General features: G+C 45.6%; 16 protein-coding genes and 1 tRNA gene. 11 read left to right on the top strand and 6 right to left on the bottom strand.

The window, feature by feature from the left end; translation table 11 throughout:
* Positions 1-52: 52 nt before the first annotated feature.
* Together HBAL_RS11925 and HBAL_RS11920 are read left to right on the top strand one after the other, a co-directional pair.
* The gene (locus tag HBAL_RS11925) at positions 53-1,273 is read left to right on the top strand and encodes an O-antigen ligase family protein (protein WP_015828196.1); all 1,221 of its coding nucleotides are present in this window, start codon (positions 53-55) and stop codon (positions 1,271-1,273) included.
* A 10-nt stretch (positions 1,274-1,283) separates the two neighbouring features.
* Positions 1,284-2,285 (top strand): glycosyltransferase family 2 protein, encoded by a 1,002-nt coding sequence (locus HBAL_RS11920; protein ID WP_015828195.1) that lies wholly within the window; start codon positions 1,284-1,286, stop codon positions 2,283-2,285.
* A 2-nt stretch (positions 2,286-2,287) separates the two neighbouring features.
* Here HBAL_RS11920 and HBAL_RS16395 read toward each other — a convergent pair whose 3' ends face one another.
* Positions 2,288-4,216: an ArnT family glycosyltransferase gene (locus HBAL_RS16395; RefSeq protein WP_015828194.1), complete on the bottom strand. Its 1,929-nt coding sequence runs from the start codon at positions 4,214-4,216 to the stop codon at positions 2,288-2,290.
* 222 nt (positions 4,217-4,438) lie between these two features.
* Here HBAL_RS16395 and HBAL_RS11910 point away from each other — a divergent pair, with 222 nt between their 5' ends.
* The 3 genes from HBAL_RS11910 to HBAL_RS11900 all read left to right on the top strand — a co-directional run bounded on the left by HBAL_RS11910 (position 4,439) and on the right by HBAL_RS11900 (position 6,243).
* Positions 4,439-5,200: a glycosyltransferase family 2 protein gene (locus tag HBAL_RS11910; protein ID WP_015828193.1), complete on the top strand. Its 762-nt coding sequence runs from the start codon at positions 4,439-4,441 to the stop codon at positions 5,198-5,200.
* A gap of 62 nt (positions 5,201-5,262) precedes the next feature.
* Entirely contained in the window at positions 5,263-5,856 is a 594-nt protein-coding gene (locus HBAL_RS11905; RefSeq protein ID WP_049763142.1) for a hypothetical protein, read from the top strand.
* Between the two features lie 9 nt (positions 5,857-5,865).
* Positions 5,866-6,243, top strand: a complete 378-nt coding sequence (locus HBAL_RS11900; protein WP_015828191.1) for a hypothetical protein — start codon at positions 5,866-5,868, stop codon at positions 6,241-6,243.
* 1 nt (position 6,244) lies between these two features.
* Here the strand turns inward: HBAL_RS11900 and HBAL_RS11895 are convergent, their stop codons facing one another.
* Together HBAL_RS11895 and phaR are read right to left on the bottom strand one after the other, a co-directional pair.
* The gene (locus tag HBAL_RS11895) at positions 6,245-6,577 is read right to left on the bottom strand and encodes a hypothetical protein (RefSeq protein ID WP_015828190.1); all 333 of its coding nucleotides are present in this window, start codon (positions 6,575-6,577) and stop codon (positions 6,245-6,247) included.
* Between the two features lie 94 nt (positions 6,578-6,671).
* Positions 6,672-7,316, bottom strand: coding sequence for a polyhydroxyalkanoate synthesis repressor PhaR (phaR, locus tag HBAL_RS11890; protein WP_015828189.1), 645 nt, complete (start codon positions 7,314-7,316; stop codon positions 6,672-6,674).
* 303 nt (positions 7,317-7,619) lie between these two features.
* Here phaR and phbB point away from each other — a divergent pair, with 303 nt between their 5' ends.
* The gene (phbB, locus tag HBAL_RS11885; protein WP_015828188.1) at positions 7,620-8,345 is read left to right on the top strand and encodes an acetoacetyl-CoA reductase; all 726 of its coding nucleotides are present in this window, start codon (positions 7,620-7,622) and stop codon (positions 8,343-8,345) included.
* 162 nt (positions 8,346-8,507) lie between these two features.
* Positions 8,508-9,260 carry a DUF4908 domain-containing protein gene (locus tag HBAL_RS11880; protein WP_233356682.1) on the top strand — a complete coding sequence of 251 codons (753 nt, stop codon included), beginning with the start codon at positions 8,508-8,510 and terminating at the stop codon, positions 9,258-9,260.
* 4 nt (positions 9,261-9,264) lie between these two features.
* Here HBAL_RS11880 and gloB read toward each other — a convergent pair whose 3' ends face one another.
* Positions 9,265-10,053 carry a hydroxyacylglutathione hydrolase gene (gloB, locus tag HBAL_RS11875; RefSeq protein ID WP_015828186.1) on the bottom strand — a complete coding sequence of 263 codons (789 nt, stop codon included), beginning with the start codon at positions 10,051-10,053 and terminating at the stop codon, positions 9,265-9,267.
* 77 nt (positions 10,054-10,130) lie between these two features.
* On the opposite strand from gloB, the gene HBAL_RS11870 reads away from it, so the two are divergent.
* Positions 10,131-10,910 (top strand): methyltransferase domain-containing protein, encoded by a 780-nt coding sequence (locus HBAL_RS11870; protein WP_015828185.1) that lies wholly within the window; start codon positions 10,131-10,133, stop codon positions 10,908-10,910.
* A gap of 80 nt (positions 10,911-10,990) precedes the next feature.
* Positions 10,991-11,335 (top strand): P-II family nitrogen regulator, encoded by a 345-nt coding sequence (locus tag HBAL_RS11865; RefSeq protein ID WP_015828184.1) that lies wholly within the window; start codon positions 10,991-10,993, stop codon positions 11,333-11,335.
* A gap of 507 nt (positions 11,336-11,842) precedes the next feature.
* On the opposite strand, the gene HBAL_RS11860 is transcribed toward HBAL_RS11865, so the two are convergent.
* Together HBAL_RS11860 and HBAL_RS11855 are read right to left on the bottom strand one after the other, a co-directional pair.
* Positions 11,843-11,918, bottom strand: a tRNA-Ala gene (locus HBAL_RS11860).
* A gap of 181 nt (positions 11,919-12,099) precedes the next feature.
* Positions 12,100-12,570 (bottom strand): FYDLN acid domain-containing protein, encoded by a 471-nt coding sequence (locus tag HBAL_RS11855; RefSeq protein WP_015828183.1) that lies wholly within the window; start codon positions 12,568-12,570, stop codon positions 12,100-12,102.
* Between the two features lie 137 nt (positions 12,571-12,707).
* On the opposite strand from HBAL_RS11855, the gene aroA reads away from it, so the two are divergent.
* Positions 12,708-14,024, top strand: a complete 1,317-nt coding sequence (gene aroA, locus HBAL_RS11850) for a 3-phosphoshikimate 1-carboxyvinyltransferase (RefSeq protein WP_015828182.1) — start codon at positions 12,708-12,710, stop codon at positions 14,022-14,024.
* Positions 14,025-14,030: 6 nt separating this feature from the next.
* Positions 14,031-14,660, top strand: coding sequence for a (d)CMP kinase (gene cmk, locus HBAL_RS11845; protein WP_041302281.1), 630 nt, complete (start codon positions 14,031-14,033; stop codon positions 14,658-14,660).
* The last annotated feature ends 105 nt before the right edge of the window (positions 14,661-14,765 follow it).

Here is a 14,765-nt window from a genome sequence, read left to right as displayed (position 1 = left end):
GGGTGTATCCGAGTTTTTTTGATTCGGCATACTGATTAGTAAAGTGAAATAGATGTCGGCCATTCCTTGGTTTTTCGCGACAATAATCTGGTTACCTATCGCTTTTGCTGGAGCCTTGGGCTTTGTGCCCCTTGTTGGTATACTTGGAATATCGGCATTATTTTTTCAAAAAAACATTCAGTTTCGTCCTTATATGGGAGTGTTTATCGTTGCATTGGTCTACGCCGCCTGCACGTCGATATGGTCGCCATATACAACGCCCTTAGTTGAAATTGACTTTAGTAAAGGTGATTTTCACGTAAAATCTGCAGTCCTTCGAGTCGCTTTGATTACGCTATTTGGTGGAATTGCGCTCGCAGGCGCGCAGAAAGTATCCAAAGCGAAATCTAAATTGGTTGTAGAGGTTTTCTCGGTCATTATCTTATTGCAAGCGATAAGTTTGGTTATTATCCACTACTTCTACTCCGACGTTTATAATTTCTTTGAGCCACTCATTACAGACCAAACTTCCGCCACTTTGAATTTGAGCCGGAATGTTTCAGCCTTTGGGATTGGTGCGACCTTATTGATCGCAATATTTCGACATGTAGATAATACCCCAAAATTGCGGGATTTACTTTTATCAACAGGGTTTGCGCTATTTTCGGCATATTATTGTCAGTCACTGAGTGCTAGTGCAGCAGCTTCTGCAATACTTCTTGCGTGGGCTTTTATGTTCTTGCCGGGAATTTTTGGAAAATATACCTTTCGCATACTAGGCTGCGCCACTGCGGGGTTCATTGTATTGTCACCAATTGTCTTTAGCAGTTTTATTGAGGTGCTTGGAGACCGAAAAGAAACGCTTGAAGCATCTTATTTGTGGCGCATTGAAATTTGGACTGAAGTGCTTCGGCACATGTCAGAAAAGCCATTTTGGGGACAAGGCCTAGACGCATTGCGGACGTATGATGCCGTTTTTGAAGACGGAATTTGGGAAGGACAAAGGATTATTCCGCTACATGCACACAATATGTTTTTGCATATTTGGATTGAAACAGGATATGTTGGTGTATGGTTAACAGCTTTAAGTGTTTTATTAATGGGGAATAGGTTACCTGCTCCTGCGGATTTAGGACCGAAGGCCGCTGCCGCGATTTGTGGTTTATGGGCTGCATGCCTGATCATTTGTAATTTTTCTTTCAGTCTCTGGAATGATTGGTGGTGGGCATTGATTGTAGTTGTTATTGGATTTGTATCATTAATTCACAATGCGTGGAGTGATGAAGTAGCGTAATGGGTGGGATATGAGAAATTCTTTGAAGACAGCTTCGATATGGAAATTGGTCAATCAATCTCTGGAAGATTTGCCAACTGTATCAGCTGTCGTTGTAACCTATAATACAGGCCCTGAATTACGCGATTGTTTAGAAGCGCTTCTTACTGATCCACAAATTGATGAGATAATAGTTGTAAACAACGGCAACAAACCACGTGATTTAGGTTTCTTGAATCGGCTAGCAGATAGACATAGAAACCGCCTACAGCTCATATCTGGGCATGGAAATATCGGTTTTGCGCGTGGCTCTAATCTCGGAGCAAAATACGCACATGGCGACCGTTTGTTGTTTTTAAATCCAGATGCAATTTTGAGACGTGGATCTGTCGCAGCCCTTGAAGAAGCAGCTATTGACCGGCCTGAGCCTTGGATTGTCGGTGGCCGTATTTTTGACATTAAAGGTAGAGAGCAACGCGGTGGTCGTCGCCGGATGCTGCGCCTTACATCTGCACTTGTAACCTATACCGGCTTAGGATTATTCGAGCGATTACATCCAATTTTCGCGGATGTGAATAGGTTTAAAGAAGCACCGCCTACGGGACCAGTCGAGATGCCTGTTGTATCTGGTGCATTAATGTATTTGTCCCGCTCTGGATTTGATCAGCTGGGCGGATTTGATGAAGACTATTTCCTACACGTGGAAGACATTGATATTTGTCGACGTGCGCAAGAGACTGAAAATGGCGGCGTTTACTACACACCGCTGGCGGGAGCGCTGCATCATGGCAGTACAAGCGATGCGCCAAGCTTTCGTGTTGATTGGGAAAAAGCATGGGGCCTTGGGCTTTATTTTAGAAAATTTGCAAAAGCTTACCCAGAGCGCATTCTCGCATGTTTGTTGATTCCCTTATTCGCAATATTGCTGATCGGGCGCAGTGTGGGTCGTTCAACATTTGGTCGTGCCAAACGGCAATTCACGTCTCGGCGTGCCAAAGTGGTGATTGAGGCACGCGCCAACGCAAACGCTTAGTGTTAAGGCGTTATGTCTAGACCCAGTTTTTCTTCAATTAAATCACCCAAAGGTGAGCCGTTACAGCTGTTTGGCTCAATCGCGATGGCGATTAGCTCGGATGCATCATTGTTAGAATAGTTTTTCACAAATTTTCGAGATAGTTTTGCACAACGTTCTGCTTCTGCGGCGTTCGCGATTAGCTGTTTTAGCGCAATTTTTCCATCTGGTTTCCCAATATTGATAATCCAAACTGGCCGCGCTTCTTCTTCAATGGTTGGCAAAATTGTATCTTCTTTGTGTAGAAGTTGAATTTTTCCGTTGAGTGAAAAGACAAAACTTGGTTCGGCATATGTTATGGCGCGAACAGTTTTGGGTGGCGAAATGTCTTGGCATTGCGTTGCTTTTTTGCGGGCTGCCGTATTTTCAGGAAAGCCACAAATATCTTCCAGCGTTGCCATAGCAGCATCTGTTGCAATCACCCATGTTTGATTGGGCAGAATGACTGCACGCAGACTGACGCCAGCCACGATAGAGCAGGCGATTATTGCGAGTAATGCAGCATCAAATTTCCGCATTATAAAGAAAACGCTTGCTGCGAGTACTGTTAGAATCGTGAGGACAAAAGGCCAGACAGGCGCACCAGCAGCTTGCCAATCACTATTCCAAATATTGAGGACGCGTAGAGCATCGGGTCCAAAGTCTTCAGCTGCTTCTATACGAAGAGCTTCAAGCCCCCAAGGCGAGAGTATCGCAATCACGAGAATTGAGCCTAGCCCAAACAGAGCCAGCGACAACCAGCGGCTCCATGCAGGGGGAGCTTCTTTTTGATTTGTAAGCATATAGTCAAGCGCGACACCTGCCATAATTGCCAATGCTGGATAAGTTGGCATGGGGTAGTGTGCTAATTTCGTCGGCATGGCCTCAAACACAATCCATGTCGGAACAGCCCATGCCAACACAAATTTCCAGCCGGAAAATGGCGTTGGTTTATTCTTCTTGGCTGGCTTTGTTTTAAAAGCTTGAGAGACTGCTAGCGCTAATCCAGGAATGAGAAATAGAATAGATGGCCACATCATAAAGGGTAATAGAGAAAGGTGCGTGCCGGGAGGTGCGCTGTGTCCTTCTGCGCCGCTTACCAGTTTGGGGCCGAGGTCTACCGAGACGCTTTCAAAAAGAAAAACACCATCTGTTGCAATTTGAACGGCGATAAACCAAGGCACAGACATCCATATGAATAAGATCGGTCCCGGCCAGAATAGAAGTGGCTTTAGCCAGTTATATCGATTTTCCCACAAGGCAAGGCCTGCAATCGCCAAACCGACAACCATTGGCGCAACGGGGCCCTTAATCAAAACGCCCCAAGCCAGCGCAAACCAGAATACGACAGAAAGAACTCTGTTGCCAGTTGTATATGTTTTTGTTGCACTTTTTAGAGCGTTGATTTTTGCATCTTCTCTTGCTCGCAATTGGGCTAGGCAGGCCATAGCGAGACATATGAAACCCACCATAGCTGCATCTGTTTTTGCGATATGCGCTTCAGAAGATAGCAGGAGGGTTGAGCCTAGCAAGACGCTTGATAACAAGGCTGAACGACGAGAAAATAGTGTCGATGCCGCCCAGAAGGTGGCGCAGGCAGCTAAAAGTGCGCCAAGGAATGATGGGACTCTGAACGCCCATATTTGGCGATCATCAACATCTGATAAACTTGCTACGCTAGCCGCTTGTAGCCAATGAATGCCAACTGGCTTTTTGTTTCTCAGTCCATCGTGGAAGCGAATAACAACATAGTCGCCAGTTTCCAACATTTGTGATGAAGCTTGCGTAAATCGCGCTTCATCTCTGTCCATAACTGGCATTGAGAACATGCCTGGCATTGAAAGTGTCGCCATCAATAAAGATATCAATATGTAGGGGCGGATCCCCTTGGTGAGCATATCGAGATTTAGCATCGGCATATCCTGATTGTTCAGTTTATTATCTCAGTTTTCAAAACATATGTTTTGTCTTTGGGTTGTCTTTGATCATGCTCTGGCGATTGGCGCTATAGAAAATTACAATCTTATCATTGCATGTTTTTTATTTTTGATGACTAGGCAAAGACGGCTAAACACGTTTTAAGGCTGTTTGGGGCTTATGTATTGTGATCACATCATTAGGAAAAGGCGATAGAGTTGTCTGAAATTATCCAAGATATAAGCAAGGAATTGAGTGCTCTGGAAATTTCCGTTGTTATTCCCGTTCATAATGAGTCCGGGAATGTAGGCTCACTTGTCGCTGATATTGCTACTGCATTGGACGGTAGAGCCTATGAAATGATATTGGTGGATGATGCATCTACTGATGACACACGGGCGCGCTTGGTAGCTTTAAAACCAAATTTTCCAGCTTTGCGGGTTCTTGGGCACAGAAATAATGCAGGGCAAAGCCGTGCCATACGTACGGGTGTTTTGGCAGCGAAAGCACCAATCATTGCAACACTTGACGGTGATGGTCAGAATCCGCCTCTAGATATTCCTGCACTTGTTTCTAAATTGATCCGCACGGATGCGCCAAGTAATCTTGCTCTTGTGCAAGGTGTGCGGGCGAAACGTCAGGATTCATCTTGGAAAAAAATAGGCTCCAGATTGGCGAATGCGGTTCGACAAAAACTTCTCAAAGACAATCACAGCGATTCAGGATGTGGGGCGAAAGCCTTCAAAAAGGAAGCATATTTAATGCTGCCTTACTTTGATCACATGCATCGCTATATGCCAGCTTTAATGAAAGCTGAAGGCTATGAAGTCGAGGCTGTTCCCGTTAGTCATAAACATCGTGAGTTTGGAACATCAAAATATACCAATTTAGGACGTTTGGCTGCCGCATGGACAGATTTGCGTGGTGTGCTTTGGTTGCGCAAGCGTCGGCGCCATCCGGGCGGTGCAGATGAATTATAAAAGTGCTTTTGCCATTTGACGTAACATACGAGATTGTATGAAATGGGGGTGAGGGCTTTTAAATGTTTGATTTTTTAGCTACGGCTGCAGCAGGACGTTTGGACGATAAAGCGACTAAGTCGAAGACATCATCTAGACGAAGAGACAAACCATCAGATCGGGGACAAGGCATGCGCGCACTATTTGGAATTTTTCCGCTGCTTTCAATTCCAATAATTATTTATAACTTGTTGGCATTTTCGCGAAGCCCAGATGATCCAGATGCCGTGATTGTTGAAGGTGCTGCTGTTGCCTTAAGCGATGTGCCGCATATGCATGCTTTCTTGAATGCGCCGATATGGAAAATCCCAATGGTATCGGATGGTGCTTTTTGGGCTGTATCGCGCGGTGATATATTGTTGATTCTTGGGCTCACTTTTTTGTTTGCGGAAGTCCTCAAATCAACAAGCACAGGCGCGGCAACAATTTTTAATCATGCTGTATCCATGTTGTTGTTTATTTTTGCACTGGTTGAGTTTTTGCTTTTTAAAAACTTTGCAACATCAGTCTTTTTTATCTTGTCGCTAATGTGTTTATTGGATGTGCTGGCCGGTGTGGTCGTAACTATTGTATCAGCCCGACGCGACTTCGCGGTCGGAGAGGGCTTTGGAAAGTAGAGTAAAAGAGTGGCGCTTTTTTTTGATTATGACTGGTTTGATGACCGTCTGAAATCTCTTGGTCTCAGCAGAGATTCACTGGCAAGAAACTCGGGAATGACCATTGATGAAGTCGATATGATCTTCGACGATCGACGCGCTATAAGTGTTTCTGAGATACATTCTTTTGCTGATACATTATCGATAAATCCGGAAATCGTCGCAAAATATTGCGGCGTAGGTGATCTCGCGCTTGAAACAAGAATCGAAGAAAATGTAAGCGGTAATAATACTTCTGGCGGGGATGGCGCTGTTACGCGAGAGATGATTATGGGCGTGCATGAACGCATTGATCGTTTAGAAACTTTGCTGGAAATGATTCTCACAAAGCTTGAGGCGCGTGGCTAATTTACGCTGTGCGCGTGTGTAGTGGACGTAGATAAGGGTTTACCACCTTATCATAAGCACGATTGGCATTTATAGCATTGCTTTTCGTTTGGGTATCATCAGTGTGCTGGCCAATAATGTGCGCTGCAAATACCGGGCTAATCCATTGGTTGTCTAAATTGGATGTGTGCGCTTGATGGTTGGAATGTCTAGCGCGCTCTTGAGACTGTCTTGTCGTGGACGCACCACGGCGATCACCTAGACGGCGGCCCGAATTAACACTGCGGCGTTCGATCTTGTTATCAGATGCGCGCCGGTTAAGTGTTTGGCATGGTGTGGTCGGTGTGATTCTCATACAGACACTCTAGCAAGAAGCCTGCCATCTGTTTAGATCTCGTTAATTGTATTGCACAACTGACCTGTTCAGTATCGGATTTTTTGCAATCTAATTAATTGCCTTTTGAGAGCTGTTCCAACTTTTGTTGCATATCCGCCATCTGTTGCTGCAGTGCACTCAATGCTTCATTCGTGGCGTTAGATGAATATTGTGATTCTGAACTTTCCGATTTGGATTGAGGTTTTTTCTCTTCCTCAGGAGGTTTTTCTTGCTTGGCAGGTTGCGCTGCAGCAGGCGCAGTAAACATCCGCATTGTGTCTTCAAACAAAGAAATATTGTGTCTGATCTGCGCTTCAAAAGCTGAACCACCATTGGAATAGGAGGCTGATTTCTCCAATTGCTCACGCCATTTTTCTTGTTGGCTGAGGAAAGTATTCATGGATAATTCGAGATAGGACGGTAGAACAGATTGTATGCTTTCGCCATAAAGTTGAATGACTTGGCGCAAAAAACTGATCGGCAGCACACCTTCTTCACGGTTCTCTTGCTCAAATATTATTTGCGTAAGCACTGAGCGGGTCAAATCTTCTCCGCTTTTAGCATCTTGCACAATAAAATCTTTTTTCTCACGAACAAGGCGCGCTAAATGATCGAGTGTGACATAGGCACTAGCATTAGTATCGTAGAGACGACGGTTTGCATATTTCTTGATAATGATTTTATCAACTGAGCCAGCTGTCCCATTGGACGTCGTCATAGTTTTCTCTTCCAACAATATTTAGGCATGCCCATCTTTATGATTCGCGATGAGGCATGGATGTTTATCGTATAGGCTTACTATTGCTTTGCACAAATTACAAACGGTGCAGCATAGAAGGGGCTATACTTACTTAATTTAACATACGACTAAAGATAAAACTTGTGTTGCAGTGCAGCATAGTTTTAAATACCCGCATTGACCAGTGAAAAATTGGGCTTGGAAATATCAGCTTCGCAAAAGATGAAGCCCAAGATCCCAAAACTGGAAGATAATAAAACGCCAATTACGGGAGAGGCGAAAATGGATAAGATTGCATTGGTAACGGGAGGTACGCGTGGAATTGGGCGCGCGATATCAGAGGCTTTAGTAAAAGACGGCTTTAAAGTCGCGGCCAATTACGCGGGGAATGATGAGGCTGCACGCCAGTGCGCCGAAGAATTGGGAATTTCAGTCTTCAAATTTGATGTAGGCGACTTTGATGCGTGTCAGGCCGGTGTCAAAGCGATTGAAGCTGAAATGGGAATTATTGATGTTCTCGTAAACAATGCCGGCATTACACGTGATGCTATGCTTCACAAAATGACCCGTGAACAATGGGATGATGTAATCCGCGTGGATTTGACCTCTGCTTTCAATTTATCTCAAGCTGTTATCAATGGGATGAGAGACAAAGGCTGGGGGCGTATCGTCAATATCTCTTCTATCAATGGCCAAAAGGGGCAGATGGGGCAAACAAACTATTCAGCTGCTAAAGCGGGTTTGATCGGCTTTTCTAAAGCTCTGGCACAGGAAACGGCAAGAAAGGGAATCACCGTAAACACGGTATGTCCCGGCTATACGGACACCGATATGGTGGCCGCTGTACCTGAAAAAGTGTTGGAAAGCATTGTTTCTTCGATTCCCGTTGGGCGCCTTGGGAAGTCCTCGGAAATTGCTGCATGTGTGTCATTTTTATCATCAGACGGCGCAGCTTTCATCACAGGTGCAACGTTGGCGGCCAATGGTGGCCAATATATTCCTACATAAAATCAGTCATTAAGCTCTGAAAAGCCCATAAATTTTGGGTTAACGAGTTCAAGGCACAATGGATTAGCGCAGAAGCGGTCTTGGCAAACAAGGCTGCTTCTTTAATAAATTGGTACTAATTCTGCCTAAAATCTGCCCTAGTCGAGGGGCTTTATGACAAACATGAAACATTCAAGACGTAATTATTCTCGCGTATTGTTGCTGGCCTCCGCTTTGGTTGTCGGATTTGTTGCGCCTGCAATGGCATATGATCCGCCGCGCCCTTCAAATGCTGATCTTGTTTCTATGCTGAATGCTCAGCTGGCCCCTAGCACGCGGCCTGCTTATTATCGCGACTCTTCATCTGGTCGGCGTTTCCTGTTTGATAGAACAGGCCCGCACGCGCTTTTGAAATATGAAGATGAAGATGAAGTGTTTGCTTTGCGCGCAAGTAATGGACCGCGTGGAGATCAATTCTATCGCACAGATACAGGTCGTGTCTTTTTGCGCGTGACAGAATTAGGCAATGTAATTGTTTTTCCATTTGGGGATCGTCATGGCGCGCCCACAACATTGGACGCCACTTCAAATGCCATTATTCCTCCGCCGCACCCAACAGATTTTAAAGAGGCATTGAGGCAGGTTTCAAGCAATTTGGCTGAGACTTTAGGAGAAGCGCCAAGGATATCAGTTGATAAGGCGCTGAGTGATTATGCTGATTGGACCATGGAGGCGGTTCAAACGGCTTCTATAGGTGTTGAGCTTGCAAAAAAATACGCAAATGTAGATTTGAGAAGTATTTCTTTGAAGCAGGGCGATGCTGCGCGATTATCCATTCAGGGGACAAGCCTAAGCATAGTTATTGCGCCGGCAGATGGGTTTGCAGGGCGACCATCTTCAGAGGCAATTGCTAAGGCTTATGTCTCCTTACAATAATTGACTAGAAATTATCTTTCATTTTTCGGATATGCGCAAAAACATCAATTGGTGATTTGCCTTGCATGTTCAATAAATTGATCATTTGGGTAGAATCAGCGCGCAAAAAAGGATTGGTTTGTTTTTCCTTACCAAGCAGCGCGGGAATAGTCGGCTGCTGATCTGCTCTCAATTCTCGCAGGGTTTTGGCGTAAGCTTTTAGGTCTTCATTTTCAGCGTCGATAGATTCTGTGAATTTTAGATTTGCAAGCGTATATTCATGCGCGCAATAAATCTTGGTTGTGTCGGGAAGGGCGCGAATCTTTTTTAGACTATTCCAGAACATCTCAGGATTGCCTTCAAACATACGCCCGCACCCTAATGCAAACATGGTGTCTCCAACAAAAGCAGCGTCTAGAATAGGAATGTAATAGCTGATATGTTCCAGCGTATGTCCGGGCGTAGATAAGACTTCGATAGAAAGATCGCCAAAATTCAAGGTTTCGCCTCCCGTCAGGACGTCATCGAGAGGGGCTTGAAGGCGAGAATTTACTTCTTGGGGGCCAAAGATGCGGCATCCAGTAGCTTCTTGTATTTTTGCATTGCCGCCTGCATGATCTGCATGCCAATGTGTGTTTAGGATATGTGTGATATTCCAGCCCTTGGAAGCGGCAATATTGAGTATTGTTTCGGCATCAGGGGAATCGATGCTGATGGTCGAATTTGATGCAGGGTGATGAATTAAGTACCCATAATTGTCGCTTAAACACGCAAACATGCACACAATTGGAGCAGATGGTGGTGGATTTGGCATTTTTGGGGCACCTGTATTCAAAATGAAGAGTCAGTTAAGGTTAGGTTACAACCAGAATATTGTGGAGGGCAAAGCATTTGCGCGTTGAGGTGGGTCGTTTGAAGGCATTTTACAATACGCCGCTAGGTAAAGCTGCGTATGAAATGATTTTGCGTCGCATTGAAGCGATATGGCCACATGCGGATGATTTGGATGTTTTGAGTTTTGGATATGGTCAGGAATTTCTAAACACATACGCTCAAGACACGCGGCGCGCCATTTGTGCTGCACCAGCTGCGCAAGGCGCGGTCTGTTGGCCGTCTTCGTCCAATTCGTCGACAACCTTAGTTGAAGAAGATAAATTACCATTTGCCGATGCCGTTTTTGATCGTATTTTGGTGATACATGGGCTGGAAGATGCAGATAATCCCGATCGATTAATGCGTGAATTATGGCGTGTTGCAGCCCCAGAGGCACGTATATTAATGGTTGCTGCCAATAGATCTGGATTGTGGTCTCAAGCTGAATCGACGCCTTTTGGGCATGGGCGACCATACACAAAGAAGCAGCTGAATGGCTTGTTGAAAACAGCAATGTTTCAGCCAACTGCGTGGACGCGGGCATTATATGCACCTCCTGTCAGTTTAAAGCTTGTCACGTCGGCTGCAGATGCTTGGGAAAAGACAGGTGAAATTGCATGGAAGGGGTTTGGAGGGGTGTTGATGGTAGAGGCGGTCAAGCAGCTATATATCGACCCGCAAATCCCAAATGCACAGCAGCAACGTGTTAACCGGCCTGCGCGTGCCAATGTCATTCGACCTGAAGCTTCTCGTCATTCCAGAAATGAAAATGACGAAAAACGAAAACACGTTGCCTGAGATGATTGGGCTAGACGTGAGTGGAGTAACTGCCGGGGCGATATTTTTTGACCCCCATTTTTTATAGAAGGAGAGACACTATGAAACTAATTACTGCTGTCTTTAAACCAAGTCGTCTTGATGCTGTTCTTGATGCTGTCACTGAGGTGGGGGCATCTGGTGTAACTGTATCTGAGGTACGTGGTTATGGACGTCAACATGGTAAAACAGAAGTTTACCGTGGTGCTGAATATGAAGTACGTCTTCTACCAAAAGTGAAGGTAGAAATCGCAACGTCATCAGACCTTGTTGAAAAAGTCGTTGAAGCTGTTTCAACAGCGGCAAACACAAACAAAATCGGAGATGGTAAAATCTTCGTTTCTGATCTTGAAAGCGTATTGCGCATCCGTACTGGTGAGCGTGACGCTGCAGCATTGGTCGGTTAATCGCCAGACTAATAACTCCGAAATGCTAAGAGTTGAAAATTGTAAGATTCGCGACTTTATGCATTTCGGGGGCTGTTGGGCACATTCCAGATTCGGAATTGCCTCTGATAAAATGAAGCTAAGCCTATTTAGTTTTTGTTGATTCCAAGTCGGGACTTGGAAGAAAGATAGTGTTCGCGTTTTTTAAAACAGAACTATCGCGCCAAATTTATCATTACCACCTCAGATTTATTGTTTTCAGCAATGTGTGAAGCCAACTCACACCATCCTCACACGCAATTGATATTCTTTCTGTATTCAATCGAGACGATCTCAACAGCCAGCGCACATAATCTCGCTATGAAATCATGACTCAATCCACAAAATTCAGGTAATTACGTTGTCAAATAAGCGTAAGGAAAGACGGCGTGCGACTATTGCTCCATCCTGTTTTTGCTAAATCAAATAGAAATAGATAGCTAATGCTGCTTGGGAGTTAGTGTATGTTATCATGATATTTTAAAGAAATGGTGGAGCCTAGCGGGATCGAACCGCTGACCTCTTCGCTGCCAGCGAAGCGCTCTCCCAGCTGAGCTAAGGCCCCATTTCGCGTCGTGATCATGAGACCATGGACAGGGAAGGCGTTTAGTATACTGCGTTTATGTCAGGATCAAGTGTTTTTTCGAGTATTCACGTCAGCCCGTTGTATTTAAAGGGGTAAGAATAAAAAAGCCCACAACCTTTCAAGGTCGTGGGCTTTAAAATATGCTTATCACATATGGTTTTTAGGTGATGTCGTCGTCATCTCCAAGATCGAGATCGTCGTCATCATCAAGATCTGGAAGGTCTTCGTCGTCTTCTACGATAGACATGCCAGCTTCATCTTCGTCGATTTCGTCTTCGACACCGGGTTCAGCAATGCGTTGTTTTGCACCTGGAGTGTCGTCTTCTTCATCATCACCGATTTCAACAGTGTCAGCTTCAGCGTCGATTTCAGGCACATCTACAATGTCTTCATCGTCATCATCGTCATCATCAGGAGATTTTTTCTTTACCTGATCTTCTGCATCATCGTCGTCATCATCTTCTTCGGGCTCTTCAGCCTCTTTCCCTTTGCCGCGCTTCGCTGTAATAGCGGCAATTGGGTCGTATGTGTGACCGCATTTTGGACAAATGGCCGGTCTTTTCTTTAGGTCATAAAATTTGGCTTCGCATTCCGGACAGGTTTGCTTTTCACCGAGATCTGCTTTTGACACGTTGGAAACCCTCTAAATTCTTTGTTTGCGGGCGGTTGCCATGTTAATGCGCCAGTGTAAAGCGCTAGATGACAATCTGAGCAGATTCTTTTGTGATATGACAGTGATTAATACAATACCAACAGGAGCATTCTTTTATGCGCGCAACATCTAAACCTATTTCCCGCCTTGATGGTGCTTTGCGTGCGCCAGGTGATAAATCATGCTCACACCGTGCACTGATGTTTGCTGGCTTGGCGGAAGGAACTAGCTTTATTGAAGGCCTTTTGGAAGGCGAGGACGTAAAAGATACAGCCAAAGCAATGGCTGCGTGTGGCGCTGATGTTGAGCGCATATCATTGCGTCGCTGGAAAGTGACAGGCGTGGGTGCGGCTGGTTTGAAAAATCCCAAAAATATTTTGGACATGGGAAATTCAGGTACGGGCGCACGACTCATGATGGGCCTAGTCGCGGGTCAGAAATTAAAAGCAACATTTGATGGTGATGTCAGTTTGAGATCGCGCCCAATGGGACGCGTATTGGACCCGTTGGCTGAAATGGGAGCTAAAAACGAATCAAATGGTGGCAAATTACCTTTGACGTTGGAAGGTGCTCCGTTAAGTGCAATCGAATACACACCGCCACACGCCTCAGCACAGGTGAAGTCTTGTGTTATGCTGGCCGGACTTGGTGCGATAGGCACGACAATTGTGAATGAACCACGCAAAACTCGCGATCATACTGAGCGCATGTTACGCGCTTTTGGCGTGACTGTTGATGTTGAAGAGAAAGATGGAGGATGCCGCATTTCTCTTGAAGGTGGGCAGCAGCTGACAGCGACAAATGTGGATATTCCAGGAGATCCATCGTCTGCGACATTTCTTTGGGCTGCTGGCTTGCTAGTGCAAGAAGGAAGTGTGTCTGTTCTTAATGTGATGGAAAACAACACACGTGATGGCTTGGTGCATGCAGCAAAAGCTATGGGTGCCAATTTGAATGTCGTTAAGACAGGGGAAGCAGGCGGAGAGGTGATCACGACGATAACGTCAATACCATCATCATTGAATGCTGCGACACCTGAATTGGCGATTGTACCTGCGATGATTGATGAGTTTCCACTATTTGGCGTGCTAGCGGCGTTTGCTGATGGTGATACGCTTGTTACAGGTGCTGAAGAATTACGTGTGAAAGAATCTGACCGTATCACCGCAACAGTGAATATGCTCAAAGCAAATGGTGTACATGCTGAAGAGCGACCAGATGGTTTCATCGTGAGAGGTTGCGGGCGCGGCGGAGTGCCGGGCGGCGGAATTGTAGAAGCTTGCCATGATCACCGCATTGCTATGTCGGCTCTCGTTATGGGGTGTGCAGCCAAAGCTCCGGTATCTGTTGATAATGTTTCAGCGATTGCAACTAGCTACCCTGATTTCTTCGCGCATATGCAGGCATTGGGCGCAGATATAGAGCAAGGCTAGAGAATGATGATTATTGCTATTGATGGCACGCTAGCATCGGGTAAAGGGACTCTTGCAAAAAGGCTTGCGGCACATTTTGGTGTACCACATATGGATACAGGCGCTTTGTATCGCGCAACTGGAGTGGCTGCGACGATTGCTGGTGTTGACCTGACTGATGAAGAGGCCTGCGCAGAAATTGCTGCCAAACTCGATTTAACTTTATATCCAGATGCTGATTTGCGAACAGCTGAAGCGGGGCAGTCTGCTTCTAAAGTTGCTGCATTGTCTAAAGTGCGTCAGGCATTGTTTGAATTACAACGCTCTTTTGCTGGTCAAAAGGGCGGGGCAGTTTTGGATGGCCGTGATATTGGAACAGTTGTCTGCCCCGAGGCGGATGTGAAATTTTGGGTCGACGCATCTGTAGAAGAGCGCGCTCGCAGGCGCTGCATGGAGCTCGAAAAAGCGGGCAAGCCGATTTCTTTGGAACAGATGATTGCCGAGTTGCGTGAGCGGGATATTCGAGACAAGACACGTGAAGTTGCTCCTATGAAACCGGCAGAGGATGCTCTACAATTGGATACGACCCAAATGGGGCCTGATGATGTTTTTGAAACAGCGCTAAATTTCGCTTTAAAAAAGGGATTTGTCGCTTAAAAAGCGCAAATTGGCTGATTCTTGCAAAATCAACCGCAGATTCCCTGTGTTTCTGGCTGTAAGCCTTGACTTATTGGCCTTGCGGCGGGATACCGCCCGCTCTCC

Origin of the sequence: Hirschia baltica ATCC 49814, from assembly GCF_000023785.1 — a bacterium.
Classification (GTDB): Bacteria; Pseudomonadota; Alphaproteobacteria; order Caulobacterales; family Hyphomonadaceae; genus Hirschia; species Hirschia baltica.
Note: the sequence above shows the minus strand (reverse complement) of the source record. Positions and strands in the feature narration are given on the sequence as shown.

Bases quoted from the DNA above. Each gene is read 5' to 3' on its own strand.
- HBAL_RS11925 (WP_015828196.1), top strand. From the start codon at position 53: ATGTCGGCCATTCCTTGGTTTTTCGCGACAATAATCTGGTTACCTATC.
- HBAL_RS11920 (WP_015828195.1), top strand. From the start codon at position 1,284: ATGAGAAATTCTTTGAAGACAGCTTCGATATGGAAATTGGTCAATCAA.
- HBAL_RS16395 (WP_015828194.1), bottom strand. From the start codon at position 4,216: ATGCTAAATCTCGATATGCTCACCAAGGGGATCCGCCCCTACATATTG.
- HBAL_RS11905 (WP_049763142.1), top strand. From the start codon at position 5,263: ATGTTTGATTTTTTAGCTACGGCTGCAGCAGGACGTTTGGACGATAAA.
- HBAL_RS11895 (WP_015828190.1), bottom strand. From the start codon at position 6,577: ATGAGAATCACACCGACCACACCATGCCAAACACTTAACCGGCGCGCA.
- phaR (WP_015828189.1), bottom strand. From the start codon at position 7,316: ATGACGACGTCCAATGGGACAGCTGGCTCAGTTGATAAAATCATTATC.
- phbB (WP_015828188.1), top strand. From the start codon at position 7,620: ATGGATAAGATTGCATTGGTAACGGGAGGTACGCGTGGAATTGGGCGC.
- HBAL_RS11880 (WP_233356682.1), top strand. From the start codon at position 8,508: ATGAAACATTCAAGACGTAATTATTCTCGCGTATTGTTGCTGGCCTCC.
- gloB (WP_015828186.1), bottom strand. From the start codon at position 10,053: ATGCCAAATCCACCACCATCTGCTCCAATTGTGTGCATGTTTGCGTGT.
- HBAL_RS11865 (WP_015828184.1), top strand. From the start codon at position 10,991: ATGAAACTAATTACTGCTGTCTTTAAACCAAGTCGTCTTGATGCTGTT.
- aroA (WP_015828182.1), top strand. From the start codon at position 12,708: ATGCGCGCAACATCTAAACCTATTTCCCGCCTTGATGGTGCTTTGCGT.
- cmk (WP_041302281.1), top strand. From the start codon at position 14,031: ATGATTATTGCTATTGATGGCACGCTAGCATCGGGTAAAGGGACTCTT.